Annotated in this window: 15 protein-coding genes; 8 read left to right on the forward strand and 7 right to left on the reverse strand. The window is 65.2% G+C overall.

The features are described from left to right. Positions 1 to 6: 6 nt before the first annotated feature. The 3 genes from mreD to mreB form a co-directional block, all read right to left on the reverse strand. Positions 7 to 495, reverse strand: a complete 489-nt coding sequence (gene mreD, locus KSS93_RS24565; protein ID WP_217840171.1) for a rod shape-determining protein MreD — start codon at positions 493 to 495, stop codon at positions 7 to 9. Beyond that, positions 495 to 1,565, reverse strand: coding sequence for a rod shape-determining protein MreC (gene mreC / locus KSS93_RS24570; protein WP_217888799.1), 1,071 nt, complete (start codon positions 1,563 to 1,565; stop codon positions 495 to 497). The genes mreD and mreC overlap by 1 nt, the downstream gene beginning before the upstream one ends. A 165-nt stretch (positions 1,566 to 1,730) precedes the next feature. Beyond that, complete coding sequence (gene mreB / locus KSS93_RS24575) at positions 1,731 to 2,768, reverse strand: rod shape-determining protein MreB (RefSeq protein WP_003255163.1); 1,038 nt, start codon at positions 2,766 to 2,768, stop codon at positions 1,731 to 1,733. Positions 2,769 to 2,973: 205 nt separating this feature from the next. Between mreB and gatC the strand changes: the two genes are divergently transcribed. The 5 genes from gatC (at position 2,974) to KSS93_RS24600 (ending at position 7,811) form a co-directional block, all read left to right on the forward strand. Beyond that, the gene (gene gatC, locus KSS93_RS24580; protein ID WP_217886361.1) at positions 2,974 to 3,261 is read left to right on the forward strand and encodes an Asp-tRNA(Asn)/Glu-tRNA(Gln) amidotransferase subunit GatC; all 288 of its coding nucleotides are present in this window, start codon (positions 2,974 to 2,976) and stop codon (positions 3,259 to 3,261) included. A gap of 15 nt (positions 3,262 to 3,276) precedes the next feature. Continuing rightward, a complete protein-coding gene (gatA, locus tag KSS93_RS24585) occupies positions 3,277 to 4,728 on the forward strand; it encodes an Asp-tRNA(Asn)/Glu-tRNA(Gln) amidotransferase subunit GatA (RefSeq protein WP_217886362.1) in 1,452 nt (483 codons plus the stop codon). A gap of 11 nt (positions 4,729 to 4,739) precedes the next feature. Beyond that, positions 4,740 to 6,185: an Asp-tRNA(Asn)/Glu-tRNA(Gln) amidotransferase subunit GatB gene (gene gatB, locus KSS93_RS24590; protein ID WP_217886363.1), complete on the forward strand. Its 1,446-nt coding sequence runs from the start codon at positions 4,740 to 4,742 to the stop codon at positions 6,183 to 6,185. Between the two features lie 145 nt (positions 6,186 to 6,330). Next, positions 6,331 to 6,705, forward strand: coding sequence for a septal ring lytic transglycosylase RlpA family protein (locus tag KSS93_RS24595; protein WP_217886364.1), 375 nt, complete (start codon positions 6,331 to 6,333; stop codon positions 6,703 to 6,705). A gap of 62 nt (positions 6,706 to 6,767) precedes the next feature. Next, entirely contained in the window at positions 6,768 to 7,811 is a 1,044-nt protein-coding gene (locus KSS93_RS24600) for a calcium/sodium antiporter (protein WP_217888800.1), read from the forward strand. A 119-nt stretch (positions 7,812 to 7,930) separates the two neighbouring features. Here KSS93_RS24600 and KSS93_RS24605 read toward each other — a convergent pair whose 3' ends face one another. Together KSS93_RS24605 and KSS93_RS24610 are read right to left on the reverse strand one after the other, a co-directional pair. Continuing rightward, positions 7,931 to 9,289 carry an amino acid permease gene (locus KSS93_RS24605; RefSeq protein WP_217886365.1) on the reverse strand — a complete coding sequence of 453 codons (1,359 nt, stop codon included), beginning with the start codon at positions 9,287 to 9,289 and terminating at the stop codon, positions 7,931 to 7,933. Positions 9,290 to 9,341: 52 nt separating this feature from the next. Beyond that, positions 9,342 to 10,283 carry an AEC family transporter gene (locus KSS93_RS24610; protein WP_217886366.1) on the reverse strand — a complete coding sequence of 314 codons (942 nt, stop codon included), beginning with the start codon at positions 10,281 to 10,283 and terminating at the stop codon, positions 9,342 to 9,344. Positions 10,284 to 10,468: 185 nt separating this feature from the next. Between KSS93_RS24610 and KSS93_RS24615 the strand changes: the two genes are divergently transcribed. Both KSS93_RS24615 and KSS93_RS24620 read left to right on the forward strand, forming a co-directional pair. Continuing rightward, entirely contained in the window at positions 10,469 to 12,103 is a 1,635-nt protein-coding gene (locus KSS93_RS24615; protein WP_217886367.1) for a phospholipase, read from the forward strand. Between the two features lie 14 nt (positions 12,104 to 12,117). Beyond that, positions 12,118 to 12,309 (forward strand): hypothetical protein, encoded by a 192-nt coding sequence (locus KSS93_RS24620; protein WP_217886368.1) that lies wholly within the window; start codon positions 12,118 to 12,120, stop codon positions 12,307 to 12,309. Positions 12,310 to 12,576: 267 nt separating this feature from the next. Here KSS93_RS24620 and KSS93_RS24625 read toward each other — a convergent pair whose 3' ends face one another. Beyond that, positions 12,577 to 13,137, reverse strand: a complete 561-nt coding sequence (locus KSS93_RS24625) for a response regulator transcription factor (RefSeq protein ID WP_217840181.1) — start codon at positions 13,135 to 13,137, stop codon at positions 12,577 to 12,579. A gap of 1 nt (position 13,138) precedes the next feature. After that, positions 13,139 to 14,392 (reverse strand): ATP-binding protein, encoded by a 1,254-nt coding sequence (locus tag KSS93_RS24630; RefSeq protein WP_217886369.1) that lies wholly within the window; start codon positions 14,390 to 14,392, stop codon positions 13,139 to 13,141. A 200-nt stretch (positions 14,393 to 14,592) separates the two neighbouring features. On the opposite strand from KSS93_RS24630, the gene KSS93_RS24635 reads away from it, so the two are divergent. Next, positions 14,593 to 15,309, forward strand: a complete 717-nt coding sequence (locus KSS93_RS24635) for an SIMPL domain-containing protein (RefSeq protein ID WP_217886370.1) — start codon at positions 14,593 to 14,595, stop codon at positions 15,307 to 15,309. Positions 15,310 to 15,696 lie beyond the last annotated feature (387 nt).

Below are 15,696 nucleotides of genomic sequence, written 5' to 3' on the forward strand. Positions count from 1 at the left end.
GGCGCGTCAGTGAATGTGCAGGCGCACGCGCAGGCCGCGCAGGGCGAAGCTCACCCATGGCCAGAGCAAGGCGCTGATCACTGCCGACCACACCAGTGCCAGGGTCGGCAGGCGGTTGCCGGTCAGGGCGCTGAGCCACAGCTGAATCAGCTGGGCGATGCCGAAGACCACCAGAATCACCAGGCTCTGCTGCCACACCGGGAACATGCGCAGGCGCTGCTGCAACGACAGCACCAGGAAGGTGATCAGGGTGAGGATGAGCGCGTTCTGCCCCAGCAGTGTGCCGTACAGCACGTCTTCGGCCAGGCCAAGCACGAACGCGGTGGTCATGCCCACCTTGCCGGGCACGGCCAGGGTCCAGAAAGCCAACAGCAGGGCCAGCCACATGGGCCGGAACACTTCCATGAACTGCGGCATGGGCGAGACGCTGAGCAACAGGCCGATGGCGAAGGTCAGCCAGATGACCCAGCCGTTTCTGCTACGGGTGCTGGCCATTATTGTCTCCGGGGTTGGGCTGGCGCGGCGGCCGGCTGGGCCGGGGCGCTGGCGGGCGTGCTGCCGTGCGCTGCCGGGGCTGGTGCGGTCGCCGGTGCAGCGCCATGTGCTGCCGGCGCCGGTGTGGCGGCTGGCTGGGTAGCGTTGGCGGCCGGCGGCGTGGCCGGGTTGGCTGGCGCCTGGCCGTGGCCCTGGCGGTCGGCTTCTTCCTGGGCGATGGCCGCCTCGGTGGCGCGCTCTTCCGGGGTGCGCCGGTCGCTGAACACCAGCAGCATGTAGCGGCTGCGGTTAAGCGAAGCGGTCGGGATGGCGCGAACGATGGCGAACGGCTGGCCCGAGTCGTGGATCACTTCGTTGACCGTGGCCACCGGGTAACCCGCCGGGAAACGCTGGCCCATGCCGGAGCTGACCAAAAGGTCGCCTTCCTTGATGTCGGCGGTGTCGGCCACGTGGCGCAGCTCCAGGCGCTCCGGGTTGCCGGTACCGCTGGCAATGGCGCGCAGGCCGTTGCGGTTGACCTGCACCGGGATGCTGTGGGTGGTGTCGGTGAGCAGCAATACCCGCGAGGTGTACGGCATCAGCTCGACCACCTGCCCCATCAGGCCGCGGGCATCGAGCACCGGCTGGCCGAGGAACACACCGTCGCGCTCGCCCTTGTTGATCAAAATGCGGTGGGTGAACGGGTTGGGGTCGACGCCGATCAGCTCGGCCACCTCGACCTTCTCGTTGACCAGCGCCGAAGAGTTGAGCAACTCGCGCAGGCGCACGTTCTGCTCGGTCAGGGCGGCCAGCTTCTGCAGCCGGCCCTGCAACAGCAGTGCTTCGGTCTTGAGTTTTTCGTTTTCGGCGATCAGCTCGGTGCGGCTGCCGAACTGGCCGGCCACGCCCTGCCACATGCGCTGCGGCAGGTCGGTGATCCAGTAGGATTCCATCAGCACCAGACCCATCTGGCTGCGCACTGGCTTGAGCAGGTCAAAGCGCGAGTCGACCACCATCAGCGCGACCGACATCACTACCAGCACCAGCAGGCGGACACCCAGCGAAGGGCCTTTGGAGAAAAGCGGTTTAATGGGCCGTTCCTCGTGGACGACGGTTCAAGGTGCCATTGAACTTGGGCCTTGCACCGGCGAACTTGCCAATTGACGGAAACGGCGCCGCAAGCGGCGCCGAACAAGCGCATACAGGTAGCACTGTGCGTGCTACCTGTAAACCGGGGCGCTGTACTGCTGCCGCGATCACTCGCTGGAGAGCAGGTCCATGGCGTGCTTGTCCATCATCTCCAGCGCACGGCCACCGCCGCGGGCGACGCAGGTCAGCGGGTCTTCGGCGACGATCACCGGCAGGCCGGTTTCCTGGGCCAGCAGCTTGTCGAGGTCACGCAGCAGGGCGCCACCACCGGTCAGCACCAGGCCACGCTCGGCGATGTCCGAAGCCAGCTCCGGCGGCGACTGCTCAAGGGCGCTCTTGACTGCCTGGACGATGGTCGCCAGCGACTCTTGCAGGGCTTCGAGCACTTCGTTGGAGTTCAGGGTGAAGGCACGTGGTACGCCCTCGGCCAGGTTGCGACCACGCACGTCGACTTCGCGCACTTCGCCGCCCGGGTAGGCGGTACCGATTTCCTGCTTGATGCGCTCGGCGGTGGATTCGCCGATCAGGCTGCCGTAGTTGCGGCGCACGTAGGTGACGATGGCTTCGTCGAAGCGGTCGCCGCCAACCCGTACGGATTCTGCGTAAACCACGCCGTTGAGCGAGATCAGGGCGATTTCGGTGGTACCGCCACCGATGTCGACGACCATCGAGCCACGGGCTTCTTCGACCGGCAGGCCGGCACCGATGGCAGCCGCCATTGGTTCTTCGATCAGGAACACCTCACGGGCACCGGCACCGAGGGCCGATTCACGGATGGCGCGGCGCTCGACCTGGGTCGATTTGCACGGCACGCAGATCAGCACGCGTGGGCTGGGCTGCAGGAAGCTGTTTTCGTGCACTTTGTTGATGAAGTACTGCAGCATTTTTTCACAAACGCTGAAGTCGGCGATCACGCCGTCCTTCATCGGACGAATGGCGGCGATGTTGCCCGGCGTACGGCCGAGCATGCGCTTGGCTTCGGTACCGACAGCGACGACGCTTTTCTGGTTGCCGTGGGTACGGATGGCAACAACCGAGGGCTCATTCAGGACGATACCGCGCTCACGCACGTAAATAAGGGTGTTGGCAGTACCCAGGTCGATGGAGAGATCGCTGGAAAACATGCCACGCAGTTTCTTGAACATGGGAAAGTGACCCTGGGGAAAGCGTGGGTAAAAAAGTGCGGCAAACTCTAACAATGGCAGGGATTTTGGGCAAGGAGCCAATATGTTAAATTGGCTGTTTTTCCGAGCATGCCAGCCGATGATCGCGGCCCTTTGACCGCCAGAATCCCGTCATGTTCCTCAATTGCGCTGCCATTGCGCTTTTTCGTTTCTGCTGGAGATCCCCATGGCGCTTGAACGCTCCGACGTGGAAAAGATCGCTCATCTGGCCCGCCTGGGCCTGGTCGAGAGCGAACTGCCACGCATTACCGACGCCCTGAACAGCATTCTCGGGCTGGTCGACCAGATGCAAGCGGTCGACACGAGCGGCATCGAGCCCCTCGCCCACCCGCTGGAAGCCACCCAGCGCCTGCGCCCCGACCAGGTCACCGAAAGCAACCAGCGCGACCGCTACCAGGCCGTTGCCCCGTCGACCGAAAACGGTCTGTACCTGGTTCCGAAAGTCATCGATTAAGGGAAAGCGTCCGCCATGCATCAACTGTCTCTCGCCGAGATCGCCCGCGGCCTTGCCGACAAGTCGTTCTCATCAGAAGAACTGACCGGCGCGCTGCTGTCGCGCATCAAGCAGCTCGACCCGCAGCTCAACAGCTTCATCACCGTCACTGAACAACAAGCCCTGGAGCAGGCGCGCGCCGCCGATGCGCGCCGCGCCGCCGGCGAAACCGGCGCGCTGCTGGGCGCACCCATCGCCCACAAGGACCTGTTCTGCACCAACGGCGTGCGCACCAGCTGCGGCTCGAAGATGCTCGACAACTTCACCGCCCCGTACGACGCCACCGTCGTCGCCAAGCTGGCCGAAGCCGGCATGGTCACCTTGGGCAAGACCAACATGGACGAGTTCGCCATGGGTTCGGCCAACGAATCCAGCCACTACGGCGCGGTGAAGAACCCATGGAACCTCGAGCACGTCCCGGGCGGCTCGTCGGGCGGTTCGGCCGCAGCGGTCGCTGCGCGCCTGCTGCCGGTGGCCACCGGCACCGACACCGGCGGCTCGATCCGCCAGCCGGCCGCGCTGACCAACCTCACCGGCCTCAAGCCCACCTACGGCCGCGTCTCTCGCTGGGGCATGATTGCCTATGCCTCCAGCCTCGACCAAGGCGGCCCGATGGCGCGCACCGCCGAAGACTGCGCACTGTTGCTGCAAGGCATGGCCGGCTTCGATAAAAACGACTCGACCAGCGTCGACGAACCCGTGCCGGACTACAGCGCCACGCTGAACGGCTCGCTGCAGGGTCTGCGCATCGGCCTGCCGAAGGAGTACTTCGGCGCCGGCCTCGACCCGCGCATCGCAGAGCTGGTGCAAGCCAGCGTCAAGGAGCTGGAAAAGCTCGGCGCAGTGGTCAAGCCCATCAGCCTGCCGAACATGCAGCACGCCATCCCTGCGTACTACGTGATCGCCCCGGCCGAGGCCTCTTCGAACCTGTCGCGTTTCGACGGCGTGCGCTTCGGCCACCGCTGCGACCAGCCCAAGGACCTCACCGACCTGTACAAGCGCTCGCGCGGCGAAGGCTTCGGCACCGAGGTGCAGCGGCGCATCATGGTCGGCACCTATGCCCTGTCGGCCGGCTACTACGACGCCTACTACGTCAAGGCGCAGCAGATCCGCCGCCTGATCAAGAACGACTTCATGGCCGCGTTCAACGACGTCGACGTGATTCTCGGCCCGACCACGCCGAACCCGGCCTGGAAGCTCGGCTCGAAAAACGCCGACCCGGTCGCCGCCTATCTTGAAGACGTCTACACCATCACCGCCAACCTGGCGGGCCTGCCGGGCCTGTCGATGCCGGCTGGCTTCGTCAACGGCCTGCCGGTGGGCGTGCAGCTGCTGGCCCCGTATTTCCAGGAAGGCCGCCTGCTCAACATCGCGCACCGCTACCAGCAAGTCACCGACTGGCACACCCGCGCCCCCAACGGCTTCTGAGGAATTCACACATGCAATGGGAAGTTGTGATCGGGCTGGAGATTCATACCCAGCTCGCCACCCAGTCGAAGATTTTCTCCGGCAGCGCCACCACCTTCGGCTCCGAGCCGAACACCCAGGCCAGCCTGGTCGACCTCGGCATGCCCGGCGTACTGCCGGTGCTCAACCAGGAAGCCGTGCGCATGGCGTGCATGTTCGGCCTGGCGATCGACGCCGAAATCGGCCCGCGCAACGTGTTCGCGCGCAAGAACTACTTCTACCCCGACCTGCCCAAGGGCTACCAGATCAGCCAGATGGACCTGCCGATCGTCGGCAAGGGCCACCTGGACATCGCCCTTGAAGACGGCACCCTCAAGCGCATCGGCGTGACCCGCGCGCACCTTGAAGAAGACGCCGGCAAGAGCCTGCACGAAGACTTCAACGGCGCCACCGGCATCGACCTGAACCGCGCAGGCACCCCGCTGCTGGAGATCGTCTCCGAGCCGGACATGCGCAGCGCCAAAGAAGCCGTGGCCTACGTCAAGGCGATCCACGCCCTGGTGCGTTACCTGGGCATCTGCGACGGCAACATGGCCGAAGGCTCGCTGCGTTGCGACTGCAACGTGTCGATCCGCCCGAAAGGCCAGGTCGAGTTCGGCACCCGCTGCGAGATCAAGAACGTCAACTCGTTCCGCTTCATCGAGCGCGCCATCAACAGCGAAATCCAGCGCCAGATCGACCTGATCGAGGACGGTGGCAAGGTGGTGCAGGAAACCCGCCTGTACGACCCGAACAAGGACGAGACCCGCTCCATGCGCAGCAAGGAGGAAGCCAACGACTACCGTTACTTCCCCGACCCGGACCTGCTGCCGGTGGTCATCGAGCCGGCCTTCCTCGATAGCGTGCGCGCCTCGCTGCCAGAGCTGCCCACGCAAAAGGTCGAGCGCTTCCAGAGCCAGTACGGTCTGTCGGCCTACGACGCCAACGTGCTGGCTTCCAGCCGCGAGCAGGCCGAGTACTTCGAGCAGGTGGTCGCCATTGGTGGCGACGCCAAGCTTGCCGCCAACTGGGTCATGGTCGAGCTGGGCAGCCTGCTGAACAAGCTGGGCGTGGAGATCGACCAGTCGCCGGTCAGCGCCGAGCAGCTGGGTGGCATGCTGCTGCGCATCCGTGACAACACCATCAGCGGCAAGATCGCCAAGACCGTGTTCGAGAAGATGGCCGCCGGCGAAGGCACTGCCGACCAGGTGATCGAAGCCAACGGCCTCAAGCAGGTGACCGACACCGGCGCCATCGAGAAGGTGCTGGACGAAATGCTCGCCGCCAACGCCGAGCAGGTCGAACAGTACCGCGCCGCCGACGAGGCCAAGCGCGGCAAGATGTTCGGTTTCTTCGTCGGCCAGGCAATGAAAGCCTCCAAAGGCAAGGCCAACCCGGGGCAAGTGAACCAAATGCTCAAGGCCAAGCTCGAAGGGTGACTGCTTTACCCCTGTAATCCTGCGAGGGCTTCGCCCTCGTTCGCGGGCAAGCCCGCTCCCACAGGAATATCGCCGCCAGCATAAGCGGCGTGCTAACCGTGGGAGCGGGCTTGCCCGCGAATGGCCGCACCGGAGAGCACCTGCCTTGCTAAAAAAAACATTTACCGCCCTGGCTTTTTTCTCTGCCTTGGCCGGCTGCGCCAGCCATGACATCGACCCCCGCGGCTACGACCAAAGCGGCACCGCCTCCTACTACGGCGCGCGCCACCACGGCAAACGCACCGCCAGTGGCGAGCCCTTCAACCAGCACGGCCTCACCGCCGCCCACCGCAGCCTGCCCTTCGGCACCCGCGTGCTGGTCACCAACCTCAGCAACCAGCAAAGCGTGGTGGTACGCATCAATGATCGCGGCCCGCATACCCGCGGCCGGCTGATCGACCTGTCACGGGCTGCCGCTGAAAAAATCGGCATGCTCCGTAGCGGAACGGCGCGCGTGCGGGTACAAGGTCTGAGCGACTGACCTGACTGGAGCCCTTCGCCATTTTCGACCTGGCCACCCTCCCCACCTTCAGCCTCCTGCAACTGGCCGCAGGCCTGCTGCTGCTGATCATCGGCGCCGAACTGCTGGTGCGCGCGGCCCTGCGCCTGGCCACCCGCCTGCACGTGCGCCCGCTGATCATCGGCCTGAGCCTGGTAGCCTTCGGCAGCACCGCGCCGCAACTGACCGTGAGCCTGCAGGCCGCCTACCAGGGCGCGCCGGACGTGGCCGTGGGCAGCGTGGTCGGCAGCAACATCTTCAACGTGCTGGTGATTCTTGGCCTGGCCGCGCTGATCATCCCGCTACGGGTATCTCGCCAACTGGTGCGCCTGGACATCCCGCTGATGATCGGCGCCAGCGCGCTGGTCTATGCACTGGCCGGCAACGGCCTGCTGGGGCGCTTCGAAGGCGCAGTGCTGCTGCTGGGCCTGCTGGGCTACCTGCTGATGCTCTGGCACCAGTCGCGCCACTACGCCCGCACCTACCCGCATGCCCACGCCGCGCACACCAGCGCCTGGCGCTTCTGGAGCGCAACCTTGCTGCAGACCTTGCTGGGGCTTGGCCTGCTGAGCCTGGCCGGGCACCTGCTGCTGGAGGCCGCTGTCGAGGTGGCCACCGACCTGGGCCTGTCGGAGCGCATCATCGGCCTGACCGTGGTGGCGGTGTGCACCTCGCTGCCGGAGCTGGCCGCCGCGCTGCTCGCCGCCCTGCGCGGCGAGCGGGAGATCGCCGTGGGCACGGTGATCGGCAGCAACCTGTTCAACCTGCTGGCCGTACTGGGGCTGACCGCACTGATCACCCCCGAGCCGCTGTCGATCTCGCCCAACGCCCTGGCCTTCGACCTGCCGGTGATGCTCGGTGTCGCCGCGCTGTGCCTGCCGGTGTTCTACTCCGGCTACCGCGTCACCCGCGCCGAAGGCCTGGTGTTTCTCTGCCTGTACCTGGCCTACGGCCTGCACGTGGTGACCTTCACCACCGGCCTGCCACTGGCCGGTCGCCTCGAACGACTGATGCTGTTCTACGTACTGCCGGTGCTGGGCCTTGTGCTGCTGTACACCACGGTCCGCGCCTGGCGCCGCCAACACTGAGGGTAAAACATGACTGACGGGCCTGTCGCCGGCAAGCCGGCTCCTGCAGGCTGCGCTGTCGCATAGGGGAACGCAGCGTGGGAGCGGGCTTGCCGGCGAAGAGGCCGGTACAGCACAAGCTACTTGGCCTGGCGAGCCTTCTTCATGCGAAACGCCACCCACAGCACGCCAATCCACAGCGGAATCAGCATCACCGAAATGCGGATCGGCGGCGTCAGGTACATCACCACCAGAATCAGCACGATGAACGCCAGGCACAGGTAGTTGCTGACCGGGTGCCCCCAGCTGCGGTAGAACGGCGTGATACCGGCCGCAAGCTTGGCCTTGCGGAACTTGAGGTGAGTGATGCTGATGCTCGCCCAGTTGATCACCAGCGCCGACACCGCCAGCGCCATCAGCAGGCCGAAGGCCTCGCCCGGCATCAGGTAGTTGATCACCACGCACAGGCCGGTGGCGAAGGCCGACACGCCCAGGGCGGTCAGCGGCACGCCGCGGCGGCTGACTTTCAACAGTTGGCGTGGCGCATCCCCCTGCGAGGCCAGGCCGAACAGCATGCGGCTGTTGGCGTACACGCAGCTGTTGTACACCGACAGCGCGGCAGTCAGCACCACCACGTTGAGGATGGTCGCCACCAGGTCGCTGTCCAGCTCGTGGAAGATCATCACGAACGGGCTGCCGCCCTGCACCACCTTCTGCCATGGGTACAGCGACAGCAGCACCGCCAGGGCGCCGATGTAGAAGATCAGGATACGGTACACCACCTGGTTGGTGGCCTTGGGGATGCTCTCGCGCGGGTTGGCAGCCTCGGCGGCGGTGATGCCCACCAGCTCCAGGCCGCCAAAGCTGAACATGATCACCGCCAGCGCCATCACCAGCCCGGTGATGCCATTGGGGAAGAAGCCGCCGTACTGCCACAGGTTGGCCACGCTGGCATCCGGGCCGCCGTGGCCGCTGCCCAGCAGCCAGGCGCCGAAGCCGATCATGCTGACGATGGCCACCACCTTGACCAGGGCAAACCAGAACTCCAGCTCGCCGTAAACCTTCACCTGGGTCAGGTTGATGGCGTTGATCACCACGAAGAAAATCGCCGCCGTGGCCCAGGTGGGGAAGTCCGGCCACCAGTACTTGACGTAGATGCCCACGGCGGTGAGCTCGGCCATGCCGACCAGCACGTACACCACCCAGTAGTTCCAGCCCGAAACAAAGCCTGCGAACTCGCTCCAGTACTGATGGGCAAAGTGGCTGAAGCTGCCGGCAACCGGCTCCTCGACCACCATCTCGCCAAGCTGGCGCATGATCAGGAAGGCCATCAGGCCGGCGACCGCATAGCCCAGCAGCACCGAAGGGCCGGCCAACTGGATGGTCTGGGCGATGCCCAGGAACAGCCCGGTGCCGATGGCACCGCCCAGCGCGATCAGCTGGATATGGCGGTTCTTCAGCCCGCGCTGCAAGCGCTCGGGCGTGCTCTGGTCTTGCATGAAGTGTCCTTTAGGTGTGGCAGTGTTCATTTATTGTTAGTGCAGCGAGGCTCTAGATCCAGCCGCCCCACTGCAAGACGAAAATTCCGATATTGGTGGTGATGGCCGCCATCAGCGTGGTGATCACGATGATCGACGCCGCCAGTTCGTGGTTGCCGTTGGCGGCCCGCGCCATCACGTAGCTGGCCGCCGCCGTGGGGCTGCCGATGTACAAGAACAGGATGCCCAGTTCGGCGCCCCTGAAGCCGCACAGCCAGGCGCCCAAGGTGCCCAGCAACGGCAGCCAGACCATCTTCACCAGGCTCACGTCCACTGCCATCTTGCCGCTGTCGCGCAAAGCCGCCAGCGACAGGGTGCCGCCGATGCAGATCAGCGCCAGCGGCAAGGTCATCTGCGCCAGGTAGTCGCCAGAGGTGAGCAGCCAGTTGGGCAGCGGCACCTGGCCGTAGGCCATGGGCGTTGCGGCCAGCACGCTGAGGATCAGCGGGTTGCTGAAGATGTTCTTGCAGATGCTCCACGGGTCGGACTTGAGGTTCGGGCTGTACACCGCCAGCACCACCGCCGACAGCGAGTTGTACATGAGGATCACCAGGCCCGCGAGCACCGCCCCCAGCGAAATGCCGTAGTCGCCATACAGGCTGGCCGCCAGGGCCAGGCCGATCACCCCGTTGTTGCCGCGAAACGCGCCTTGGGTGTAGATGCCGCGATCGGCCAGCGGGCTGCGCCAGATGGCCATGCCCCAGGACAGGGCGAAGCCCACCAGGGTGGCGATGATGAAATAGAAGATCACCCCGGGCTTGACCGCTGCAGCCAGGTCGGCGTGGTAGATGCCAAGGAACAGCAGCGCCGGCATGCACACGTTGAACACCAGCGACGAGGCGACCTTGCTGAAATTGTCGTCGATCAGGCCGATGCGCCTGAGCAATACGCCCATGAACAGCATGGCGAACACGGGGGCCGTGATGTTCAGTGTCTGGATAAGAAGGGCGAGCATGCCGCGCGATCCTGAGGGTTGCCGTTAGGGGGCTAATCATACGTCAGTGCCAGTGTCTTGCGCCCGTCGAAGCTGCCAGTTGGCAGCAATAACCGCGCTTGACGTAGGAAATTTCCTGATTATGATGACGATTACTGTACATACATACAGTTAAACGGATTATCCAGACAGTGCAAGGAGCAAATATGTCAGGAATGCAGCATCCGCCTGTGGCCAACCAGGCCCAGGCCAACCTCGTGGTCGCCGACCTCGAGCAGCTGTTCGAACAGCAGGGCATCGCCCTGCCCGGCCCGGACAGCCACCTGGTGCTGGTCACGCATGGCCATCACACCCTCAAGTACCACTGCTTCGACGCCCCCGCGGCCAACCCGCAACCGGGCAACCGCGGGCCGCAACTGTTCTTCGAAGGCGCTGAGCACACCGCCATCGGCGACAACACCCTGTTGCGCTTCGAGGCCGGCCAGCCCGGCATCCCTGCGCACCAGGCGCCCCTGCCGCTGCCCAACGGCCTGCAACTGACCTACGGCCAGGTGATTGCCCTGGGTGGCGACTTCTATGGCCTGCCGGAGCAGCCGATCGCCGACGGTGCCAACGAGGCCGAACGCATCGCGCGTTTTATCCAGGCGTTCGATTCGCTGGCCCGGTTGCCGGCAGCCAAAGATGAAGCCGGGCAAATTCTTGCTGTCATGCAGGAAGAAATCCGCGCGGCCAACCAGGCGATCAAGGACGGGCGCCAGCCCCATGAAGCCTACGACGCCCTCGGCGACAGCCTGTCGGCGCGCTGGAACCGCATCACCGGCGGCGGCAGCTTCGTCTCCGACCTGTTCCCGCTGGGCCGCTACCTGAAGCTTGCGGCCAGCAACTGGGACCACTTCGGCCCCTGGGCGCTGCTGGCCTACCAGGCCGGCCACGGCGCCGCTCTGCGCCAGGCGCTCACCGCCCACGCCAGCGGCGCCGAGCAGGACCTGCAACTGGCCTACGCGATGAACGCCTTCGCCGACCACTTCCTCACCGACCTGTTCTCTGCCGGCCACCTGCGGGTGCCGCGCAAGGCACTGGCCGACAGCGTCACCCCAAGCGATGTCGGCTCGCTGATTTCGCGTTTCATGCACGATGAGGACAGCCAGTACGGCCTGGTGGTGCGCAACGCCGAGGGCGAGCAGTGGCGCGCCTATGGCGACAAGCGTTACTTCGACAGCGTCGATGTGGCCAACCGGCGCCAGGTCGCGCGTGCCGTGCAGCGCTCGGCAGATGAAGTGTTCGACGCGTTCGTGTCCGGCCACCTGCCACAACCGGCTGACTACAGCGCCCTGCGCCTGGCCCCCGACCTGCAAGCCGCCGAGCAGGACCTGGTGCCCGGCAACTTCGCCCCGCTGTACTTCCAGCAAGGCAAGACCGTGCTGCGGCGCAAGGACGTCAACAACCTCAACGACCGTAACCGCACCGCCGACTGGTGGGGCTGGAGCACCTACCTGCTGCTCAAGGACTACCAGCCCAACACACCTGCCGGGTTCATCCCCGCGCCAGGCGGCTCACCGTCGATCAGCAACTGGCAGCGCCAGGAGCCGGACGGCCTGAACTGGCAGCGCGGCAACGCGGTGCGCTATGCGTTCAGCATCACCGACCAGCTCGATGAGTCGTACATCGGCCCGTGGAGCGCCTATGCCGAGTTGACCGAACAGTTCCACCCCACGCTACAAGTACCGTTGGACGGCCAGCAACGCGGGCGCAACCTGTTCCGCCAGTTCCGCGGCGGCTCGCCGGAACTGATCGCCAGCCTGGATGGCCTGGCAACTACCTATACCGATCGCAACCCGTGACAAGGAGGTCACCGATGACTATCACAATCGAACTGGAGCTGGCTTCGGGCCAGTCGTTGGCCGGCATGGCGCTGCAAGTGCTGCGCGATGGCCAGGTGATTGGCCAGGCCAAGGTGCCGGCACAAGGGCCGCTGGTGCTTGAGGTGCCGGCCGGGGCCGGGCAGTTGGCGGTGCGGGCCGACCGTTCAGGCCTGCAACGCACGTAAAACCCTCGCGGGGCAAGCCCGCTCTCATAGAACTGCACATAACTCATTGATTTAGCAGGGACCTGTGGGAGCGGGCTTGCCCGCGAAACAGGCGACGCGGTGTATGGCACCGGCTTCGCCGGTGTTCGCGGGCAAGCCCGCTCCCACAGGGTCTGCGGCGGGCTCGTGCCCAGTTCTCTGCGCGACAGCGCAGCCCGAAAGGGCTGGGGGATCTCCTACGGTCTAACCGTGGGAGCGGGCTCGCCCCGCGATGCAGGCGCCTTGCTGTCAGCGCCGCACCGGGCGCTTTTGCAGTTTGCGCTGCAGGGTGCGCCGGTGCATGCCCAGCGCCCGTGCGGTGGCGGAGATGTTGCCCTCGTGCTCACCCAGTACGCGCTGGATGTGCTCCCACTGCAAACGGTCCACCGACATCGGGTTCTCTGGCACCAGGGTGTCCAGGTCGGTGTGCTCCGACAGCAATGCCGCCAGCACGTCATCGGCGTCGGCCGGCTTGCACAGGTAGTTGCAGGCGCCGCGCTTGACCGCCTCCACTGCCGTGGCAATGCTCGAGTAGCCGGTCAGGATGACCACGCGCATTTCCGGGTCCAGCGCCAGCAACTTGGGCAGCAGCACCAGGCCCGAGTCGCCTTCCATCTTCAGGTCCAGGGTGGCGTAGTCGGGCAGGTCCTGCTCGGCCAGCTTCAGGCCTTCTTCAGCCGAGCTTGCGGTGCTTACGCGGAAACCGCGGCGGCTCATGGCGCGCGCCATCACCCGGGTGAAAGTGGCGTCGTCATCCACCAGCAACAGGTGCGGCAGTTCTTCACCTTCGACCTGGTTTTCTTCGCTCATATCAATCTCCTCGCTTGCCATGGGGCAGGCGCAATTCGGTCAGGGTGCCACCCTGCTCATGACTATAGAGTTTCACCGAACCGCCCGCACGGGTCACGCTGGCCTTGCTCAAGAACAGGCCCAGGCCGAAGCCTTTGCCCTTGGTGGTAATGAAGGGTTTGCCGATAGCCTCGGCGATGGCCGGCGGTACGCCCGGGCCGTGGTCGCGGATGCTGATGACGATGTCCTGCGGGTCCCAGTCCAGGCGCACCTCGAGGTCGTCCGGGCAGGCATCAGCGGCATTGTTCAGCAGGTTCAGCAGGGCCTGGGTGAGGTCCGGCGGCGGGGTCAGCCGCGGCACCTCGCCGTCGCGCAGGCGCTGGAAGCGGTAACTGGCTTCCGGGCGCATCAGGTGCCAGCGGTTGAGCGCCTCGTCCAGCCAGGCGGTGACGTCCTGCTCGACGATCGCCAGGCGGCGGTTGGCCTCGGCGGCGCGCACCAACTGCTGCAGGGTCTCCTTGCACAGCTTGACCTGGTCCTGAAGGATCTGCAGGTCCTCCTGCAGCAGCGGGTCGGTGTGGTCCTGGCGCATTTCGTTGATCAACACGCTCATGGTCGCCAGCGGCGTGCCCAACTCGTGGGCAGCGCCCGCTGCCTGGGTGGCCACGGCCAGCAGTTGCTCGTCGCGCAGGCTCTCTTCGCGGCGCTCGGCCCGCAGGTGCTCCTGGCGGCGCAGCTCTTCGGCCATGCGCGCGGCAAAGAAGGTGATCACCCCGGCTGCCAGGGCGATGCTCAGCCACATGCCGTACACCTGCATGGTGTCGCGCGCCAGCGGCAGCGTCTCCAGCGGGTAGAACTGCACCAGCAGCAGGCTGTAGGCCACCAGCGCAATGCCCGACAGCACCAGCGAGTAGATCCATGGCAGGGTCACCGCGGCAATTGCCAGCGGCACCAGGTAATAAGACACGAACGGGTTGGTCGAGCCGCCCGAGTAATACAGCAGCGCGCTGTGGATCAGCAGGTCGCAGGCCAGCTGCAGGGCGTATTCCATCTCGGTGACCGGCACCGACAGGCGCAGGCGCAGCGCGGTGAACGCGCACAGCAACGAAGACAGGGCCAGGGTGACGGCCAGCGAGAACCACGGCAGCGGCAGCAGTTCGGTCCAGTAGGCCACGCCCACGGACCCGGCCTGGGCGGCCAGCACGAGGATGCGGATGACGGTCAGGCGCCAGAGGTTCTGGCGTGTCGCAGATAGCGGATGTACGGCGGCGAGCATGAGCTCTCCCGATGAGTGCTCCAGGAAAATCGGCTGGAGTATACCGAAGCCAGGCGCCTCGCTGCAGCGATGCGGCAAAGCGCCACACTTTGTCACAGATTCATGATGGCACTTATGAACCCACTACACTGTCCCCGGTCTGATCGGCCAAGCGTGGGACGAATGCCGTCGCCATGCCTTTTATCGCCAAGGAGCTACACATGCACATTTCCCGTCGCAGCGCCGCGTTCGCCCTGTCTTGCGGCATGCTCGCCAGCCTGCCCGCACTGGCCGCCGACGAGCCGCGCTACAACCAGGTATCGCTGCGCGCCGAAGTCAGCAAGGAAGTCGCCCGCGACCTGATGGTGGTCACGCTGTACAGCGAAGCGCAGAACACCGACCCGGGCAAGCTGGCCAAGCAGATCACCGAAACCATGAACAAGGCCGTGCAGCAGGCCCGCGACGTGAAGGATGTGAAGATCAGCCAGGGCAGCCGCAACAGCTACCCGATCTACGACACCAAGGGCCAGAAGATCACCGGCTGGCGCGAACGCGCCGAGCTGCGCCTGGAAAGCGCCGACTTCCCGGCTCTGTCCAAGCTCACCGGCGAGCTGCTGCAAGACCTGAAAATGGGCGGCATGGACTTCTCCATCGCGCCAGGCACCCGCAAAACCAGCGAAGATGAGCTGCTCAAGGATGCCGTGGCAGCCTTCAAGGCCCGCGCCCAACTGGCCACCGAGGCACTCGGCGGCAAGGGCTATAAGGTGGTCAGCCTGAACCTCAACAGCAGCGGCTACCCGCGCCCCTACATGCGCAGCGCACCGATGGCGATGATGGCCAAGGCCGCTGACGAAGCAGCGCCGGCACCGGATATCGAAGCCGGTACCAGCGAAGTGAGCATGAGCGCCGACGGCCTGATCGAAGTTCAGGTGCCCTGAACCCTCCAAATGAATAGGCGTGGCGGCGACAGCCGCCATGCCCATTCATTTACGCCCCCTGCAGCAGCCGGCTCGCGGGCGATCACCGGCAATGCCGGTGCCGTCCCCCTCTCCGATCATCCGTTGGCCTTGGGTCCCAATCGCCGACAAGGCGGTTCCCACAGCTTTACCAGACCTTTCCTACGCTCTATTCAGGAGCATCCGCCTGTCACTTAAAGTGCGAAACATGTTGAAAAATTCGCCTTTATCGCCTGCGCAAACGTTCAACATTCAGCAAAGTTATACGAATGCGACATCCATGTACGCTCGTACTACTTTTTTGACGCCAACCCTCCTGCTGAGTGTTGCATTGGGAACGGGGCCTGCATAAGTTTCCGCAGGTCGGCT

Origin of the sequence: Pseudomonas xanthosomatis (assembly GCF_019139835.1) — a bacterium.
Classification (GTDB): domain Bacteria; phylum Pseudomonadota; class Gammaproteobacteria; order Pseudomonadales; family Pseudomonadaceae; genus Aquipseudomonas; species Aquipseudomonas fakonensis.

Excerpts from the sequence above, each read along its gene's own strand:
- KSS93_RS24610 (WP_217886366.1), bottom strand. The coding sequence starts at position 10,283 with ATGCTCGCCCTTCTTATCCAGACACTGAACATCACGGCCCCCGTGTTC.
- KSS93_RS24625 (WP_217840181.1), bottom strand. The coding sequence starts at position 13,137 with ATGAGCGAAGAAAACCAGGTCGAAGGTGAAGAACTGCCGCACCTGTTG.
- mreD (WP_217840171.1), bottom strand. The coding sequence starts at position 495 with ATGGCCAGCACCCGTAGCAGAAACGGCTGGGTCATCTGGCTGACCTTC.
- KSS93_RS24630 (WP_217886369.1), bottom strand. The coding sequence starts at position 14,392 with ATGCTCGCCGCCGTACATCCGCTATCTGCGACACGCCAGAACCTCTGG.
- KSS93_RS24635 (WP_217886370.1), top strand. The coding sequence starts at position 14,593 with ATGCACATTTCCCGTCGCAGCGCCGCGTTCGCCCTGTCTTGCGGCATG.
- gatB (WP_217886363.1), top strand. The coding sequence starts at position 4,740 with ATGCAATGGGAAGTTGTGATCGGGCTGGAGATTCATACCCAGCTCGCC.
- KSS93_RS24605 (WP_217886365.1), bottom strand. The coding sequence starts at position 9,289 with ATGCAAGACCAGAGCACGCCCGAGCGCTTGCAGCGCGGGCTGAAGAAC.
- KSS93_RS24620 (WP_217886368.1), top strand. The coding sequence starts at position 12,118 with ATGACTATCACAATCGAACTGGAGCTGGCTTCGGGCCAGTCGTTGGCC.
- mreB (WP_003255163.1), bottom strand. The coding sequence starts at position 2,768 with ATGTTCAAGAAACTGCGTGGCATGTTTTCCAGCGATCTCTCCATCGAC.
- KSS93_RS24615 (WP_217886367.1), top strand. The coding sequence starts at position 10,469 with ATGTCAGGAATGCAGCATCCGCCTGTGGCCAACCAGGCCCAGGCCAAC.
- gatA (WP_217886362.1), top strand. The coding sequence starts at position 3,277 with ATGCATCAACTGTCTCTCGCCGAGATCGCCCGCGGCCTTGCCGACAAG.
- gatC (WP_217886361.1), top strand. The coding sequence starts at position 2,974 with ATGGCGCTTGAACGCTCCGACGTGGAAAAGATCGCTCATCTGGCCCGC.